This window comes from Haloglomus halophilum (assembly GCF_024298885.1).
Lineage (GTDB): Archaea > Halobacteriota > Halobacteria > Halobacteriales > Haloarculaceae > Haloglomus > Haloglomus halophilum.
Map to the genome: position 1 here is coordinate 55,518 of NZ_CP101167.1, position 14,545 is coordinate 70,062.

Genomic DNA, 14,545 nt, shown 5'->3' on the forward strand with positions numbered 1-14,545 from the left:
CCAGTAGTTGCTATCGAGGCTTCTTTATTCGGGATGAGTAGTGAAATCGGGGCGGCTAAATCGGTAAGTAGAATTGCTTAGTTATTTGAACGAAGTCAGTGTAAATGCGTGTATGGATATTGACGCCGGCGAGTTCAAGAAGAACATAGAGAAGGCGTTAGAGGAGCAGTCAGGGCTCCGGATGAACGAGCAGAATGAGATCCCGTTGGAGCAATTGTTCACAGAGGAGTTCATGCAGCTGTACACAGAATTCGACTCTTTCGAAGCGTTGCTTGAGGCAAGTCAATGGGATGTTGAGGACGAGGACGATTTCGAGGCCATCCCGGAGGATGAGTTCGATACCTATGTCGACGAGCACACGGATTTCCCATCGTGGGAAGTTTTGTCTCAGACTGCGGCTCAGCGGTTCCTTGAACGTCAATTCAACTGAAGTGGGTTACTGACTGACCTGCCGCCCGAGCTTGGTGATCTCCGCCTCACTGTACCCGCCGTCACTCGAATTGATGTAGGCTTGTGTCTCGACGTATCCTTTCTCTCGGAGCAACCAGAGGTTATGATCCACGACGTCTGACGACCGGCCCACTGCCTAAATCAACTCGTCACGATCAACCCGTGGATAGGTAGGATCCGATCGGTATGACTGGAGTAACACGTCCAGGATTTCATCCTGAACCGCGTCATCCAACAAGAGTTCCTCACCCAACTCTTTTGCTCGCCACAGCGTCGTCGGTGTAATCGTCAGTGACCGCTTCCCTGGCCGCCGCTTGAAGAACCCATCATCCTTTGAGAACCGCCACACCTTATCGATCACGTCCTCATCAACGTCCTCGAATTCATCGTTGAGATAGCTGCGTAGCCGTTCACCTTGTGGACTCGGCCAGAACGTAAACGGCTGCTCTGTAAACCTACGATATGACTCACGGATCAATTCATTCTGGACCCGCCGCTCGGTCGCCGATAACCCCTCTGTCGCACCTACGTCATGCTCCGTCGATGCCCCATCTCCATCCCCATTCACCACATCGTCACTGGTATCGGACCGATCAGTCCCGTCCACGTACTCGCCAGCGTCCTCCGGCTCGACTCTATTGTTCGACGTGTTGTGGACTTGGATCGCTAGAATACCCAGAGTGCCTAACATACCGATCACACCAGCAATCTCCACGAGCGAAAAAGGTGTATAGACGGTTCCGATCCCTGCGAGAATGGAGGCAGCAAGCCAGGCAAGGATGAGCTTCCCGATGAACCGCTCAGTCACGTACTGCCCAACCGACATCCTATCACTGCAAGTATTCACAGACCAGTATTATAAGTCGTAGGAGAGCAGCCTCAATCAGACATACCCACCTGATTTTTCAAGAGTTGCTGAGAAGTACCGAATTATGAGTCAAAACGACAGAACATCTTGGTTCATCGATTACGAGGGGCCAAATGAGGAGGCTGTCGAACTGGCCTTCGCGTGGGTGCAACAGCTCGGTGAGCAGCATGAAGAGAAACGAGATGCTGTCTTGGCAGTAAACACGAAAAAGCAGCTGGACGGTGTCGTATCTACTGTGATCGGTGACCAGGCAGCAAAGGCGTTGAATAAAAAGAAGCCGGTCGGCGTCGGTGAAGCAGAGATCCAGCTGATGACGAAACGGATTGATCCATCGGGGTGGCAAAGCGGTCCTGTCCTTGCTATCTACCCAGACAAAGACCTGCTGGACAAGATTGACGGAATGTATGGTGTGACCGATGTGCTCGTCGTGCCTTGGTCGAAGGACACCGTCCAGTTCTGGATCGATACCTGGGGCGCGTCAGCACTCCAATCAGATGCGAGTGGCGATGCACCAGAAATCGATAATCCGGTCGCCAAGGAAGCTGTCGACACGCTCGATGCATTGGTCAACACCTCGACTGGGATCACGCATTCGTCAGATCGTGCTACCTGTATCGAGATCTTCAAAACCCTCCATAGCAACGGTATCAGCTTCGATCCTGAAGCAATCAGAGCCTGGTTAGTCGCTGAAAAAGGCTGGGACCCGGATTATGCCGATGACGTAAAAGAGGTCGCCGAAGGCGTCCAAACGGGGAAACGCTTCCAGTACGACTCTGGCCGTCTTAGCAACGACATTATGAACCAGTGGAAAGACGCCGCAAATGTTAATTAATCCAATATAACTGCCGGAAATCGTTTTCACTCCGTTTGCTCACGTTCCTGTAGTGACCGCTCTGATGCATCTATGCTCTGTACTGACCAGCTGTTTCAGCTCTCACTCTAAATAAAGAAACAGTATCGGAAACTACTGCTACTCGTCGATCGGGTCGGGGGAACTGAGGTCCGCGTGGAGGACTTCGCCGTCGCGAACGACGTACCGCTTCGCCAGGACTGGGAAGCGGCACTTGGTGAACCCCGCCGTCTGGATATCGAACTCCTCGTCAGCTTCGAGGTGGTCGGCGAGTTCTTGCAGGAATTCGTGAGTCACGATCCCGCCCTCGTAGTCCGGCAGGCCGTTCTCCCGCGCCTCGTACACCTCGAAGTCGTCGTACCCCCAGATGGTGAGTTCGCCCTCGTCGGTCACCTCCCAGTCGAGCGTCCCGAAGCAGTAGCTCTCACAGAGCTCGCGGACTGCCTGTGGATCCGATACGATCGCGTCGGTCGACGTCGTCGCAGCTTGCAGTGTAGCCATGTCTGGAGTTCACGGGGTCGCCCCCGCACCCCTATCGGGGCGATAAACCGACGCGAGAGGTGCCTCCCGAGGCGTGGCCGGCGACGCCAGTTAGGAGTCTGCGTGGACGTCCGACCCGGCTCCGTCGCCCGGCCGCGTGAAAAGACTCACCTCTTCCAGGAGGTCTCTCGCGGTCTCGACTCGCTCTCGATCCGCGTCGTCCAATCGGTCGATGTCGAGTCGGTTGAGATTGCTGAGTATACGATGCATCCGGTAGCCCTGTTTGAACTCTTGCTCCATCGGAAGCGCCTCACCGCTCGCCGGCGCGGAAAGACGCCCCATCGAGGTTGGCGTCGGGCTTGCAGGAGCTCGCGGACGTAACCAACGAACCTCGACGCTACTCGCAGGGTGTTGGTTAATCGACGCCCAGCACTGGCGCTACTCGAGACTGGGTCCGTAGCGAGCCGAGCCACACACCCGACACTCCCAGATCGGTTGCCCCGTCCACGCCTCATCCGGGACCGACTCGTGGGTCTTGAACCGATGGCCGGTCGCCCGTTCACAGGTTTGACAGTCGAGTTCCTGCGTCGTCGGCACCGACGACACCTGGCGATCAGCCGCAGCCTCGCCAGTGGATTCGGTCAGCGCCATCGCTGGAACCAGCCACACCGCGTCGGCGGCGTCGTCGAGGACCGCGTCGAGACGCGACGCGCCGCGGATGCCGTCCCCACGCTGGTCGTAGAGCCGCGTCGGGGCCTGTTCCTGCCGCTCCGACGCTTCCTGCCCGTGCCACCCAGTCCGGTCACGGGCGGCACTGAGAAGCCGCTCTCCCTCCTCTGACGCCACCTGTACCGCGTCGGGGAGTGAGGGCCATTGCTCGGCCAGCTGGCGCGCCGGCGCCTCGTCGAGATCGTAGATGAGCGTGTAGTCGTCGACGGCCGGCTCCGCCTCGTTGGTAGAGAGGAGGTTCGCCGCGGCGCCGCCTTTCGCCACGGCGCCGTAGAACGTGGTCGACTCGACGACCAGATGGACGATGCCGAGGAACGTCGTCGACGCTGCCTCGTTCGTGCTAGTGGCGTCACCTCCGAGATGGTTAGAGAGACAGAACCGGCATTTCGTCTGGCCGTCTGGGACTGAGGCCCCACAGGACCGGCACTCGCCGTCGGTGGCCGTCGGCGCATCAGGGTAGCCACCAGCGTTCGTCGCGACGCGTTGCCGTCGGGGGGCACCCTCACAGCCGTCGTCCAGCCTCGTGTCCGGAATGTGGGACGCCTCGCCAGTCGGCCGTAGTTTTGCAAAGTCAGAATATCGGTTATGCATCGGTTGGCTCATACCTTCTGTCGGTATCGCATTTCAACGTCCGGACGCCTTCGCCTGCAAGGCACTCTTGATTATGCGAGACGGTACAAACATATATGGGAGTAGGGCGCGAACACTGTCCCAAGAGGTGCCAACCATGACCGAATCCTCGCGAGATGAGGTCCAATCGTGGACTGAGTCGATGAGCGCCCGCGAACGCATTCGAGCGGTCGCCGAGTCACTTCGCGAACCGCGGTCGGTCAACTGGATCAGCGAGCAGGCCGACGCTGCCTGGAGTACGACCAACGAGGAACTTCAGGATCTCGTCGACCAGGGCCAATTGCGTCGCGTCGAGGCCGGCGAGACGACGCGCTACCAGCCGGACTACACGCGACTGCTCTTCGAGGAGATCCGCACGCTCATCGAGGAGAACACCCGCGAGGAGCTGCGGAGTGAATTGGCCGCGATTACCGAGGAGATCGAGGAGTGGCAGGCGACCTACGACGTCGAGACGTGGGAAGACCTCGAACAGTCGCTCGCCGACGGCGACCTCACAAGTGCGGAGCTCCGGGACCGCCGCGACGTCATCGCGTTCTGGCGTGAGAACGAGGAGGATCGCCGCCTCATCAAGCACGCACTGGAACTCTACTCCGACGTCGAAGCTGCCCGCGAGCAGATGACCGACGTGGCTGACCGCGCCACGAGCTAACCCTCCTCTCTCACAGAATGATCTTTCTTGCCGGTCGCGACCGCTATACACAGCGGACCCTCCTCCGCGACGTTCACGACCGATTGACGAACCAGCCAGGGTGTGAAGAGGTCCGCTATCGCCCGTCTCGACGCCGACCCCGGTACGTCATCGCGGATGTCGATCCGACGACGTTCCTGAGTGACTCGTACGATGCGGCGACAGCACGACTGGAGATTCGCTTCTGGTACCCCGCCGGCGTCGACCACGAATACTACCGCATAAACTGGGTCGAACCGGACCGAAATCTGATGCTCGGATTCCACCAGGACGCCGACCATCCGGACCTTGGGCTCTGTCACATCCAACTCAATTACGAAGACACGCCGGTTGATCGGCACAAGGCGACGTTTCTCGATGCGCACCCACTCGCCGTCCTCGATGACCGACTACAGCAGTTCCCGCCCGCGCTAGATGCGATCCACTGGAAGAATGGAGCGCCCTCGCTCCCTACCTGGCCCGTCTAGACAGCGAGTTCATCGAGCGTCTGGTGATGCGTCCGTGTCGTGGTCGGCGTGACGTTTCCGGACTCGGCGATGTCACGGTGCGCTACCCACTACCCCTGTTCCCGCCCCGATTTGTGGAGGTAAGCCGCTGCGAACCCTGCCAAATGAACGCCCGCCGTGACTGCCGTCGGAATTGAGGGTACTCACCGTATTAACCAACAGAAGCCATCTCTGTCGGAGACTGTTGGTTAATCGGCGAGATTCCTCCTGCCCTATTCGGGAGCAGGTCCGTAGCGACCTGTGCCACACACCTGGCACTCCCAGATTGGTTGGCCTGTCCAGGTCTCGTCAGAGAGCGACTCACGTGTCCTGAACCGATGTTCTGTTTCTCTCGTACAGTGCTGGCACTCCAGGGCTGTCACGGTCGGGATTTCAGCTCCGGTACTGGTGGATTCGGTTTTGCGGGGAACTGTTTCAACAGCGATTGCTGGGACGATCCACAGCTGATCGCTGTCGTCGAGCGTGTGCTCGAGGGACGACTCATCACGAATTCCCTGGCCTCGCTCGTCATAGACGCGTGGAATCTCCTTCTGAGGGCGATTGTTCCTCTCGTTCCACGCTGTCCGCTCACGGGTCGCTGTTAGCAACGCCTCACCGGCCGCTGAGGTCACCTCGGCGGCCGCGGGGAGCGTAGGCCAGCGTTCGGTTAGCTGGGGTGCGGGCTCGTCGTCGAGAGCGTAGATGAGCGTACAGTCGTCGATCGGTTCGTCGTGACCTGACGTAAGAAGTGTCGCTGCAGCTGCCCCTTTCGCGACAGCACCATAGAACGTCCCGGATTCGACGAGGAAGTGGATCACACCACGGAGTGATTGCTCGGAACTCGCAGCATCCGACGCTGAGGCGGCGTCGAGTTCGTGTTCGAGACAGAACCGGCATTTTCCGTTGCGACGCCGGTATGGATGCGCCACAGGAGACACAGGCTCGGTCTGTGTCGGCCGTTCTATCCGGATACCCACCCGAATGCGCGGCTTCACGCTGGCGGGTTGGCTGGCCGTCCGCGGGCTGATCCAGCGCTGGGTCCGGCACCAGAGCGCCTTCCCCGACAGGTTGGAACGCGTCTCGGTCTGAGTTGCGGTCAGTCATCGATTCGCTCCGCGTTTCCCCCGGTTTGGTACTTGAGTCTCCGGACGCTGTCCACACAGCTCCCCGAGCGGTACGCTACTGAGACAGATGCCGAGCGGGACTCAGTCTGGGGGATTGAAGAACGAGCGATCGCCGTAATACCGCCGGCTGCCGTCCTATTCGGTGGCGAGTTCCTCGTAGATCTCCGCGTGCTCGTCGAGGTCTTGGCGACCGAGGAACCGGATGAGATACTGCCGCGCCTCCTCGGCGGACAGCTCATCGGGAATCTCGGGCGGCTCGCTTTCAGCGGCCATGCTTACTCCTCATTACGGGGGTCGTGGTCATAATCGTTCGGTTCGTGGGATTCCTGCTCGCCGGTGTCGCGGTCCGTTGGGAGCTGCTCCGTCCCGTCGATACGGGCCAGCCACAGATTGATGGTCGCCTCGTATTCCGGTGCCAGCGGCTCTGTGTGCGCCCGCAGATACGCGAGCACATCGTCCACATCGACACTGGACTCGTCTGTCGCGAGTGCCTTCAGAATCTCTTTGATCTCCCGATCGTAGTCGAAGCGCAGCCCATTCAGCGCGTAGAAAATCCGGGTCGACATGAGTGCTGTTCGCTTGTTGCCATCGACAAACGGATGATTGGCCGCAATGAGCCGGAGCAGCTGGAAGGCCTTCTCGTGGAGCGACTCGGGGCCCTGACCGAACTGGCCTTCCTGAACGTGTTCCACGGCGTATTCGATATCGCCTGGCGAGGCCACCCCGGCGGTAGTCTCTGCATTTGCCTCCACGATCAACGCGTGAATGGCCTGGATGTCGTCGGCCGACAGGTAGCTGATCGACTCCGAGTCCTCGCCCATTGTCGATATCCTCTACGACAACGCGTATCTATCTACTGTTTTGTGGAGCGCACTCGCGGGCCACCGCGGTGGCAAGATCTCCGCGCTGTCCGATGTCGAGCTCCTGCAGCACGTCGCGGTGGTTCCGTATCGTCGTTGCCGTAACGCTCGCCACGGCCGCGGCCTCGCCCTGTGTTACCCATCGCCCTGCTTCCTGGCCGGCCGTGTAGAGACAGGCCGCAGCGAAGCCGGCGGGATGGACGCCGGTCGTCACGCCGGCATCCTCGGCCGCTTCGGCAAGTGTTCGCGCTCGACGTCGGATCCGCTCCGGACAGTCGAGGTCAGATGCGAGCCGCGGAATGTACATCGTCGGTGTCGCGGGTTTGGCTGGGAGACCTAGCTCCTCGTTGAGTGTCTTGTAGGCGTTCGTGACCCGTGATTCCCCGACCGTCGCGACTGCCACGATGTCGTCGAGGAGCTGCGACCGGCCGTTGCATCGGCCGGTACCGTAGATGCTCGCTGCACCGATGGCTTCGATGGATCTGCCACGAAGCAGATCCTCGCTCTGAGCCCTCCGGAAGAGCTGGCACGCCTGGTCACGAATCGACTCGGAGAGTTCGAGCGCACTCGCCAGCCGGCGCACCTCGCCCAACCCGTGTGCGAGATTCCGTTCCGCTTTGGACCGCCAGCGACCACGGGTCTGCTCACGCCGCATCCGAGCGAGCCGCCGTCGCTTCTGTCCTGAGAGTTCATTCCCGTGAGCATCGGTTCTGTGACCGATCTCCGTCGAGAGGCCTCGATCGTGGCGGGCCGCCGTTAACGGTGCGCCTGTTCGCTCGCGCTCGTCTGCATCGTACGCTCGCCATTCTGGCCCGTGGTCGATCCGCTGCTCGTTGATGACCAGGCCACAGTCCTCGCAGATGGTTTCGACTGCGTTGGTGGTGACCCGCCCGTCGCACTCGGGACACAGGTTAGCGCTCGACTCCGTCTGGGCGTCCTCATCGAAGTCAGTTTCGTAGATGTCTCTGATTGCCATGGTTCTCACCGTGTTCAGGGAACCCGCCAGTACGGCGAGCCCCTCACCCATTGAGGGGACAATAGACTCTATGCTGGACTGAAGTGCCTACACAGGGAGTCGGGGGAACTTCGATGCCTGCCGTAAGAACGGCAAGAAGTGGAACAAGGTCCGCGACTGGGGCTACGACGAAATGTCACTAGACCTCCTGTACTCCAGATCGAGTCCTTTCTCATAGGATATGATGGGGCAGGACTAATCGTCCCGCTTCAGTGCTGCGTAGTACGGCACGCCCATCCTCACCGCGCCAATGAGTCTGTAGATGCCGTAGACGGCGCCAAGGGAGATACCGACGGTTACAGCCCCGAACTCCATCCCGAGCTCTATCAACATCGTCACACGCGGCAGCACACGACTGAGCAACGGGACGGATTGCAGGAAGAGGCCTGAGTCGAGAACGAATGGTGTACCACCGTAGACGGCGAGCAGGACGGCGTCCTTGAACTTCAGCACGCCAAAGAGGAGTAGCAGGCACACGCCACTGTAGATCCATTCGAGGTTCTCTAGAACGGCCTCCCGACCCACCGCGATAGAGGTGTCCTTGTTACCGGAGAAGTCACCTCGGATCTTGTTGATGGTCTGATGGAGGTCGTCGAACACTGTCGGATAATCAGACTGTTCCAGCATAGGTCTTGTTCCGCGTTCCACTTTCACTTCGCTTGGCTCGAATTTTTGAACGTATACTCCATTACTACACTTGGAGCCCCGGAATACAGTGTCACACGCTCCAGCGCTCCATCCCCCATGTCGTCGGAACAATCGATCCTCGGAACCTGTCCGGCTTGCGACACCGAGATACCCGCAGGTATGCTCCTCATCGAGTACGAGAAGGACGACCACCGAGCGGTCTACGCGGAGTGTCCATTATGCGAGGATCCAGTTCATCCTCGGTGAGTTTCCACCCACATCCGCCCCATCGTCGAGAGCTGCGTTTCGAGACTATTTCCGACCTTCTCGCGGTCTACATACCCCTTTTCGTCGAGTTTCGAGACGTTGTACTGGACGCGGCTGCGGAACGACTCGTCGTACTCCTCACCCTCTTCTTCAGCCAGCTGTTCGGCGAGCGCCGACGTCGACGCAATCGGATCCTTCCCAAAGAGGAAGTTCAGAATGGTCTTCTCGAAATCCTCAACGTCACTGCCAGGCGACGACGGGAACTCGACGTACATCTGCCCGTCGAGGTCTCGGGCACCCTCCGTCACACCGCTTTCGTTGATTCGGTCGAGAAGCTGCACGATCTCTTCGTACTGGCTGTGCACGGTCAGGTCCTCGTACTGCTTCAGATCATCGAGTGTGTCCGCGGCGTTCTCCAGAACCTCCATCATCCGGTGCACGAGATATTCCTCCGGAGAGACGTAGTAGGTGTGGAGCCGGTCTCGAATTTCATCCATAGTCTCCTGGAACTCGGCGATTATCGAGTCGGCCGCAGTAGCGAACGCGAAGGCGACCGTGCGAGGCATCGAAGAGATGTTGACAAAAACCTCGTTATCAGCCTTCAGTTCGTCGAGGATGTAGTCGTACGCCATCGGATAGAGGGTCTCATAGTCAAACATGCCCTCGATTTCGATGGATTCGCGCTGGACCTCGACATCAATCAGTTTAAACGAATCTTCCAATCGGCGAGTCATATTCGATGCGAGTTGCGCGGCCTTACTCGTTGCCTCATCGTCTGGATCGCCTTCGTGCGTGATGAGCACGACTCGGTCGGCCTCCATCTGTCCCTGCGAAATTGGGTAGATGAGACGCTCGAAGTCGAATCCAACTGGGATGATATGGACTCGTTCGGTCATAGTTCCCTCTGTCTGCGGTTTAGGCTAAAGACCTTCGTTATACGCTTCGTATGTGGGACGAATTATGGTCTCTACAGGCAGTATGTATTTTGGCAAGCCTAAGAAATAGTGTTTGTGCGAATAAACGCAAACAAGACTTATGCCTGTGCGGTGAATAGTGCCACGACAGGCGCCACCGAGACACAACCGCGCCTGAGAGATCCGACATGCCCGGCGACCGATTCCCGCACGAGTTCGTACCGAAGACCAAACCTGGAGCTTCCACCGATAGACGCCTCTTCGGCTACAACGTCGAGGAGTTTCCGGCCCTCCAAGCACCGTTCCGCCGGTCGACTTGGTTCGTAAACCAACCACGAGAGGCGTTCATGCATCCCGACCAGATGCTCATCATCAACTCGATGGAGCAGAACGAGTTCCTGGTCGGTCGTACTCCTGAGGACGAGTTCGAGCGGCTACAGGAACTGGACGGGATCGTCGACGTCTACTTCCCAGGCGACCGCTGGGTCATGGACAGCGACGATATGGACCGTCGCGAACTCCTGAGCGAGATTGAGCGATCGGTCGAGGGGCAGAAGGCGCTCTACCGTATGGTTGAGGATGCCGAACTCGACGTCGAACTCTATCCCATCATCGTGGGGTGGGAACCGTGGCACTACGAGCACTGCCGGGAGCTGTTCGAGGTCTTCGGCACGAAGTCGTGTGCCTTCGACGGGACCGAGTACAACTCGAAGTTCAACCTCTGGGATGACCTGGAGGCCCTGGTCGAGACGCTCGGCCCGGATCGGATCTACCTCAACGGTCGGGTCTCACACGAACATCTCCTCCACGCCCCAGACGAGGTTGTTGCCTTCTCCGGGAAGACGTCGATCTTGGACGAGAGCAGGCAACCGAACGGGGAACACGATGCCGAGCGGTTGACCGAGACCATCAACTGGAGGATCGAGGCCCTGCACAGCTCGCAAACTGCTCTTGACGAATTCATGGTGACCAACTAATGCCACGCAAAGGCGGCGGACCACCTGACGGACGTACCGACGAAGAACAATGGCAGCCTCCGGGACGCGAGGAACCACTCCAACGGTCACTCGATATGGCCTTGGAACTTGAACTGGACGATGAGGAGGAAGACCCGGATTTCATCTACGGCGATATCGTCCACGATACTGAGGCCGACGAACCGATCGCCTTGGTCGTCGTAAACATTCCTGGACTCGAACTCGACGAGTGGGAGTTTGAGGACGGGGACACGCTGGCCGACAAGACTCCGAAGTACCCGGATGACGACGAGATCATCGTAGTTACTCCACTCGATGTGCTCGAACAGCACATCCCGAGATGGGGCGACCGGGAAGCTGCAATCCCACTCGAAGACCTCGTTGAGGAGAAAATTCCCTTCGCACCGTTCCCGTCCCTCCAACTGGTCCGGGTCGAAGACTCCCACCTTCGAGACTGAGATGGCCGACGAACTGTGGCCGTTCTTGATCTTACTTGCCCTCTTGGTCCTCACCGGAACGCTCGGGACCGTTATCGGCGTGTTCGGAGACGTTGTGCACCTCCTGTGTCCCGACCCGTCGAGCCCATTCAGTGTCTGGTGGTGTTAGGTGTCCTGCGTAGTCTCTGACCGAGATCCCCTCCTGCAGGTGCATCGGCGGTAGGTCTTTCCAGGCGTCCAGTGCGGCGGCTAACTGTACTTCGACGATCGGTGAGCCGGTCGTCCGGTGAGCTTCGCGGAGGTGAATGCGAAGCCGTTCGCGGGCTGTGAAAGTATGTTCCTTGGACATCGTTGCTCAGGGCACGTTGTCTGTGTCCCCCCCCTGCCCCTCTGGGTACACACAAACCCCCTCTCTCTCAACCCTTGACAGCCGTCTCACTGCGCTCCTCTCAAGGGTAGGAGCCCGGTCGTGGCTGCCGGCCGACCAGCGGGAGGCCGGGAGCGGAGGGTGGGGTGGCGGGGTCTGGGCTGGTCCGGCACACAGCAAAAAAAGAAGGCTGCGCTAACTGGCTATTCTTCCCACCACCGACCGCGCTCTGGGAATTCGATCCGACTCCAGCCCGTGATGGCGAGACTGCACCGACCTTGGTACCAGTTCTTCTTGACCGCTCTGAATCTGACCGTCTGCCCCTCTCGAACCACCGTTTTCCCGCTTTTCTCCCAGACCGTGAATTTTGTTCGCCCGCTCTCGTCTTCGATGAGCCCGACTTGTTGAATTGAGTTGTCACTTGGGCTCCAGAGCTCAGTGATTTCACCCTGGACCGTCACTTCCCCGACGGGCACGTCCGGCACATCCGCGATGGGTACGATTGCACCTGGCACCGCCTTCAGTTCCTCCAGCGTCTCCAGCACCGCCTTGGTCACGTCCTGGCCGCGCTGCACCTTCTTGGCCAGCTGCTTCGCGACGACCGCTCTCGACCAGCCGCCTTGCACTTCGTCGTTGATCCGCATCGCCTGCTTGTTCACCGCCGAGAGTTCGCTCTGCGTCAGTTTTTCCCGTGGATCCGTGCGCTCCACCGGTTCGGGCTCATCCCGGCCACATTGCTCGACGACGACCTCTCGCGTCCGCTTCGCGCGTCCCTCCTGCTGACTGAGTTCCGCTTGGGCACTGATGTGCTCCAGCTCGGCCTCCCGGGCCTCGATGCGCTCTTCCTGTTCGAGGGTCTTCCCGTACAGGTGATCCGGGCCTTCCTCGACCCGCGCGTCTGGATGGTTGGAATCGACTTTCGCCTGCACTTCCATGTCGACCGTCGCCCGGAACTCGGGGGTCTCGTCGACGACCTCGAATCCGTCCTCGTCGACCTCGGTTTCATCGTGTTTCTCGAAAGCCTGTTCATCGACCGAAACTACATCCGTGGTGACGTTCTTACTTGACATTGGAACTTACCCTAGTTCCGAAGGCGCTCACGCGCCCGACACCGCGATGCCTCAACATCGCGGATTTCCTCGACGACAACAACCGACAGAACCATCTGCGCGCTCTCGCTCGCGCCTTCGCGAGCGCCCTGTGGGCGCGAGCGAGAGCGCGCCCGAGGCGGACGATCATCCAGCACCGCGCGCCGACCCGCCCGGAGCGAGCGGCCAGCGGGATATGCCCGCTCGTGTCCGGCCCGATGTGCGGGTCCGTGTCCAGGGCGACTGTCGCCGAGAACGCGCGCCGCGGTGTGGCGCGCGACAGCGCAGGCGGCACAAAGCGCTGGAACGCGAAAGCCCGCAAGGGGCGCAACCGACGGGGATACCCGCTGGCGCCGAGGGCACATCCATTTTAGCCCGGAACGGGCGCGGGCGGTGCGGAGAGCGCCCGCACGCCCGGAATGGTCGGTCGCGAGCGACGCGGAGGGCGGAACGCGGCGAGCGGGGCGGGCCATAACGGACACACCAGTCTAGCCGGCCGCGACACTCGGCGATCCAGCTACCGTCCTGGTGGACTCAGAAAGGGCGAGGCCGCCTCGGTCGTCCCCCGACCCCGCAAGCACCGCAGGAACGAGGAGCGCAGCAGTGGTCGCGGGATGCCGAGCGGCCGAGGGCTTTCAGAAGTCGTCTCTGTCGACGATTCCGAGCGCCTTAGTGGTTCGGTGAGCCGACTGGCTCGTCAAGAGGGATGTCGACGCCGTCCTTCGTGACGACGACCTCAACCCCCTCGACAGTGAATCGAACCTCGACATCGCCGGAGGACGATGCGAGAAGTCGTTCGAGTGCCTCGATGTCGACGACATCGTGGAGCTGATACGAATCGCTCGGCAGGCCGTGGACTTCCAGGGTTTCGACGATTTCGATAAGGAGATTCGAACACCGGTCCGTATCACTCGGGGATGATGAATCCGTCCTGATCTCAGCCAATCAAAGGACGAACAGCAGTTAAAAGCGATGGTTCGATAGCTGGTGAGGTCGCGTCCGACGAACGAAGGCTCTATCCTCGCACTACTCCGCCGAGTTGACTCGGTAGTGGGCAACTTGCCCGTTACAGAGACGTTTCTGAAAATCTGTGCGACAAAAGCGTGACAACTGATTTCAGACTCGCCTCCGTTATACAAATATGGTTCAAGTAGGGGACACAGCGCCAGACTTCACACTGACAGGAACCCAAGGTGACGAAGTTCGGGAGTTCTCGCTGTCTGAGTTCGCTGCTGGACGACCTGCTATGCTGGTGTTTTACGTCTACGATTTCAGTCCCGTGTGTGCTGACCAGCTGTGCGAGCTGAACGATATGGAGATGTTAACGTTCAACGACGAGATCGCAGTGCTCGGTATCTCGCCCGACGGCCCATACAGTCACCAACAGTTCATCGACCAAAACAACCTCTCGTATCCGCTCTTGACGGATGAGGAAAAGCAGGTGTATGACCAGTACGGAATGCTCGAGGAGACGATTGAGGGCAAACGAAACCAGAAACGAGGGATCGTCCTACTTGACGGCGACCGCACTGTGCGCTACCGGTGGGTTGCCGAAGATAACTGGGCGTCGTGGAATATGGAGCCGCTCAACGAAGCGTATGAGGTCAGCCAAGAGCTCGGAACCGCTGACGAGTAGTCTCAGCACAGTCAAGACGATATTCTACAGCTGTCTCACGAGCGTCACTCCGG

At 59.5% G+C, this 14,545-nt stretch carries 19 protein-coding genes and 1 pseudogene; 8 read left to right on the top strand and 12 right to left on the bottom strand.

All coding sequences use genetic code 11. The features are described 5' to 3' along the window. Positions 1–112 precede the first annotated feature (112 nt). Positions 113–430: a hypothetical protein gene (locus NL114_RS20675; protein ID WP_254824831.1), complete on the top strand. Its 318-nt coding sequence runs from the start codon at positions 113–115 to the stop codon at positions 428–430. A 156-nt stretch (positions 431–586) separates the two neighbouring features. Here NL114_RS20675 and NL114_RS20680 read toward each other — a convergent pair whose 3' ends face one another. Next, a complete protein-coding gene (locus NL114_RS20680; protein WP_254824832.1) occupies positions 587–1,276 on the bottom strand; it encodes a hypothetical protein in 690 nt (229 codons plus the stop codon). Between the two features lie 106 nt (positions 1,277–1,382). On the opposite strand from NL114_RS20680, the gene NL114_RS20685 reads away from it, so the two are divergent. Next, positions 1,383–2,150 carry a DUF1889 family protein gene (locus tag NL114_RS20685; protein ID WP_254824833.1) on the top strand — a complete coding sequence of 256 codons (768 nt, stop codon included), beginning with the start codon at positions 1,383–1,385 and terminating at the stop codon, positions 2,148–2,150. Positions 2,151–2,288: 138 nt separating this feature from the next. Here NL114_RS20685 and NL114_RS20690 read toward each other — a convergent pair whose 3' ends face one another. The 3 genes from NL114_RS20690 to NL114_RS20700 all read right to left on the bottom strand — a co-directional run bounded on the left by NL114_RS20690 (position 2,289) and on the right by NL114_RS20700 (position 3,968). Then, positions 2,289–2,669, bottom strand: coding sequence for a hypothetical protein (locus tag NL114_RS20690; protein ID WP_254824834.1), 381 nt, complete (start codon positions 2,667–2,669; stop codon positions 2,289–2,291). Between the two features lie 90 nt (positions 2,670–2,759). Next, positions 2,760–2,948: a DUF8012 family protein gene (locus NL114_RS20695; protein WP_254824835.1), complete on the bottom strand. Its 189-nt coding sequence runs from the start codon at positions 2,946–2,948 to the stop codon at positions 2,760–2,762. 138 nt (positions 2,949–3,086) lie between these two features. Continuing rightward, positions 3,087–3,968 (bottom strand): biosurfactant protein 1, encoded by an 882-nt coding sequence (locus NL114_RS20700; RefSeq protein ID WP_254824836.1) that lies wholly within the window; start codon positions 3,966–3,968, stop codon positions 3,087–3,089. A 136-nt stretch (positions 3,969–4,104) separates the two neighbouring features. On the opposite strand from NL114_RS20700, the gene NL114_RS20705 reads away from it, so the two are divergent. Both NL114_RS20705 and NL114_RS21785 read left to right on the top strand, forming a co-directional pair. Continuing rightward, on the top strand, positions 4,105–4,656 hold the full coding sequence (locus tag NL114_RS20705) for a DUF7342 family protein (protein WP_254824841.1): 552 nt from the start codon (positions 4,105–4,107) through the stop codon (positions 4,654–4,656). A 17-nt stretch (positions 4,657–4,673) separates the two neighbouring features. After that, entirely contained in the window at positions 4,674–5,162 is a 489-nt protein-coding gene (locus tag NL114_RS21785; protein WP_350355445.1) for a hypothetical protein, read from the top strand. A 251-nt stretch (positions 5,163–5,413) separates the two neighbouring features. Here NL114_RS21785 and NL114_RS20715 read toward each other — a convergent pair. From NL114_RS20715 to NL114_RS20735, 5 genes and pseudogenes are all read right to left on the bottom strand, one after another. Continuing rightward, positions 5,414–6,284: pseudogene (locus NL114_RS20715) on the bottom strand (biosurfactant protein 1). A gap of 155 nt (positions 6,285–6,439) precedes the next feature. Then, the gene (locus tag NL114_RS20720; protein WP_254824838.1) at positions 6,440–6,577 is read right to left on the bottom strand and encodes a hypothetical protein; all 138 of its coding nucleotides are present in this window, start codon (positions 6,575–6,577) and stop codon (positions 6,440–6,442) included. A gap of 2 nt (positions 6,578–6,579) precedes the next feature. Next, positions 6,580–7,125 (bottom strand): type II toxin-antitoxin system death-on-curing family toxin, encoded by a 546-nt coding sequence (locus NL114_RS20725; protein ID WP_254824839.1) that lies wholly within the window; start codon positions 7,123–7,125, stop codon positions 6,580–6,582. A 28-nt stretch (positions 7,126–7,153) separates the two neighbouring features. Beyond that, positions 7,154–8,140 (bottom strand): transcription initiation factor IIB, encoded by a 987-nt coding sequence (locus tag NL114_RS20730; protein WP_254824842.1) that lies wholly within the window; start codon positions 8,138–8,140, stop codon positions 7,154–7,156. A 234-nt stretch (positions 8,141–8,374) separates the two neighbouring features. Then, positions 8,375–8,779 carry a hypothetical protein gene (locus NL114_RS20735; RefSeq protein ID WP_137685129.1) on the bottom strand — a complete coding sequence of 135 codons (405 nt, stop codon included), beginning with the start codon at positions 8,777–8,779 and terminating at the stop codon, positions 8,375–8,377. A 207-nt stretch (positions 8,780–8,986) separates the two neighbouring features. Between NL114_RS20735 and NL114_RS21885 the strand changes: the two genes are divergently transcribed. After that, on the top strand, positions 8,987–9,073 hold the full coding sequence (locus NL114_RS21885; protein WP_491543638.1) for a DUF7837 family putative zinc-binding protein: 87 nt from the start codon (positions 8,987–8,989) through the stop codon (positions 9,071–9,073). Here NL114_RS21885 and NL114_RS20740 read toward each other — a convergent pair. Beyond that, a complete protein-coding gene (locus tag NL114_RS20740) occupies positions 9,061–9,969 on the bottom strand; it encodes an HFX_2341 family transcriptional regulator domain-containing protein (protein ID WP_254824773.1) in 909 nt (302 codons plus the stop codon). The genes NL114_RS21885 and NL114_RS20740 overlap by 13 nt on opposite strands. Before the next feature lie 206 nt (positions 9,970–10,175). Between NL114_RS20740 and NL114_RS20745 the strand changes: the two genes are divergently transcribed. Next, positions 10,176–10,964 carry a hypothetical protein gene (locus NL114_RS20745; protein ID WP_254824774.1) on the top strand — a complete coding sequence of 263 codons (789 nt, stop codon included), beginning with the start codon at positions 10,176–10,178 and terminating at the stop codon, positions 10,962–10,964. 95 nt (positions 10,965–11,059) lie between these two features. Beyond that, positions 11,060–11,422 (top strand): hypothetical protein, encoded by a 363-nt coding sequence (locus NL114_RS20750; RefSeq protein WP_254824775.1) that lies wholly within the window; start codon positions 11,060–11,062, stop codon positions 11,420–11,422. Between the two features lie 549 nt (positions 11,423–11,971). On the opposite strand, the gene NL114_RS20755 is transcribed toward NL114_RS20750, so the two are convergent. Both NL114_RS20755 and NL114_RS20760 read right to left on the bottom strand, forming a co-directional pair. Then, positions 11,972–12,838, bottom strand: a complete 867-nt coding sequence (locus tag NL114_RS20755) for a DNA-binding protein (RefSeq protein WP_254824776.1) — start codon at positions 12,836–12,838, stop codon at positions 11,972–11,974. Positions 12,839–13,525: 687 nt separating this feature from the next. Continuing rightward, a complete protein-coding gene (locus tag NL114_RS20760) occupies positions 13,526–13,801 on the bottom strand; it encodes a HalOD1 output domain-containing protein (protein WP_254824777.1) in 276 nt (91 codons plus the stop codon). A gap of 196 nt (positions 13,802–13,997) precedes the next feature. Here NL114_RS20760 and NL114_RS20765 point away from each other — a divergent pair, with 196 nt between their 5' ends. Continuing rightward, on the top strand, positions 13,998–14,492 hold the full coding sequence (locus tag NL114_RS20765; RefSeq protein WP_144906828.1) for a redoxin domain-containing protein: 495 nt from the start codon (positions 13,998–14,000) through the stop codon (positions 14,490–14,492). Positions 14,493–14,545 lie beyond the last annotated feature (53 nt).

What these genes read in the sequence shown, in the direction of transcription:
- NL114_RS21885 (WP_491543638.1), top strand. Translation starts at nt 8,987, where the DNA reads ATGCTCCTCATCGAGTACGAGAAGGACGACCACCGAGCGGTCTACGCG.
- NL114_RS20725 (WP_254824839.1), bottom strand. Translation starts at nt 7,125, where the DNA reads ATGGGCGAGGACTCGGAGTCGATCAGCTACCTGTCGGCCGACGACATC.
- NL114_RS20675 (WP_254824831.1), top strand. Translation starts at nt 113, where the DNA reads ATGGATATTGACGCCGGCGAGTTCAAGAAGAACATAGAGAAGGCGTTA.
- NL114_RS20745 (WP_254824774.1), top strand. Translation starts at nt 10,176, where the DNA reads ATGCCCGGCGACCGATTCCCGCACGAGTTCGTACCGAAGACCAAACCT.
- NL114_RS20755 (WP_254824776.1), bottom strand. Translation starts at nt 12,838, where the DNA reads ATGTCAAGTAAGAACGTCACCACGGATGTAGTTTCGGTCGATGAACAG.
- NL114_RS20700 (WP_254824836.1), bottom strand. Translation starts at nt 3,968, where the DNA reads ATGCATAACCGATATTCTGACTTTGCAAAACTACGGCCGACTGGCGAG.
- NL114_RS20720 (WP_254824838.1), bottom strand. Translation starts at nt 6,577, where the DNA reads ATGGCCGCTGAAAGCGAGCCGCCCGAGATTCCCGATGAGCTGTCCGCC.
- NL114_RS20705 (WP_254824841.1), top strand. Translation starts at nt 4,105, where the DNA reads ATGACCGAATCCTCGCGAGATGAGGTCCAATCGTGGACTGAGTCGATG.
- NL114_RS20765 (WP_144906828.1), top strand. Translation starts at nt 13,998, where the DNA reads ATGGTTCAAGTAGGGGACACAGCGCCAGACTTCACACTGACAGGAACC.
- NL114_RS20685 (WP_254824833.1), top strand. Translation starts at nt 1,383, where the DNA reads ATGAGTCAAAACGACAGAACATCTTGGTTCATCGATTACGAGGGGCCA.
- NL114_RS20680 (WP_254824832.1), bottom strand. Translation starts at nt 1,276, where the DNA reads ATGTCGGTTGGGCAGTACGTGACTGAGCGGTTCATCGGGAAGCTCATC.
- NL114_RS20740 (WP_254824773.1), bottom strand. Translation starts at nt 9,969, where the DNA reads ATGACCGAACGAGTCCATATCATCCCAGTTGGATTCGACTTCGAGCGT.
- NL114_RS20750 (WP_254824775.1), top strand. Translation starts at nt 11,060, where the DNA reads ATGGCCTTGGAACTTGAACTGGACGATGAGGAGGAAGACCCGGATTTC.
- NL114_RS20730 (WP_254824842.1), bottom strand. Translation starts at nt 8,140, where the DNA reads ATGGCAATCAGAGACATCTACGAAACTGACTTCGATGAGGACGCCCAG.
- NL114_RS20695 (WP_254824835.1), bottom strand. Translation starts at nt 2,948, where the DNA reads ATGGAGCAAGAGTTCAAACAGGGCTACCGGATGCATCGTATACTCAGC.
- NL114_RS20690 (WP_254824834.1), bottom strand. Translation starts at nt 2,669, where the DNA reads ATGGCTACACTGCAAGCTGCGACGACGTCGACCGACGCGATCGTATCG.
- NL114_RS21785 (WP_350355445.1), top strand. Translation starts at nt 4,674, where the DNA reads ATGATCTTTCTTGCCGGTCGCGACCGCTATACACAGCGGACCCTCCTC.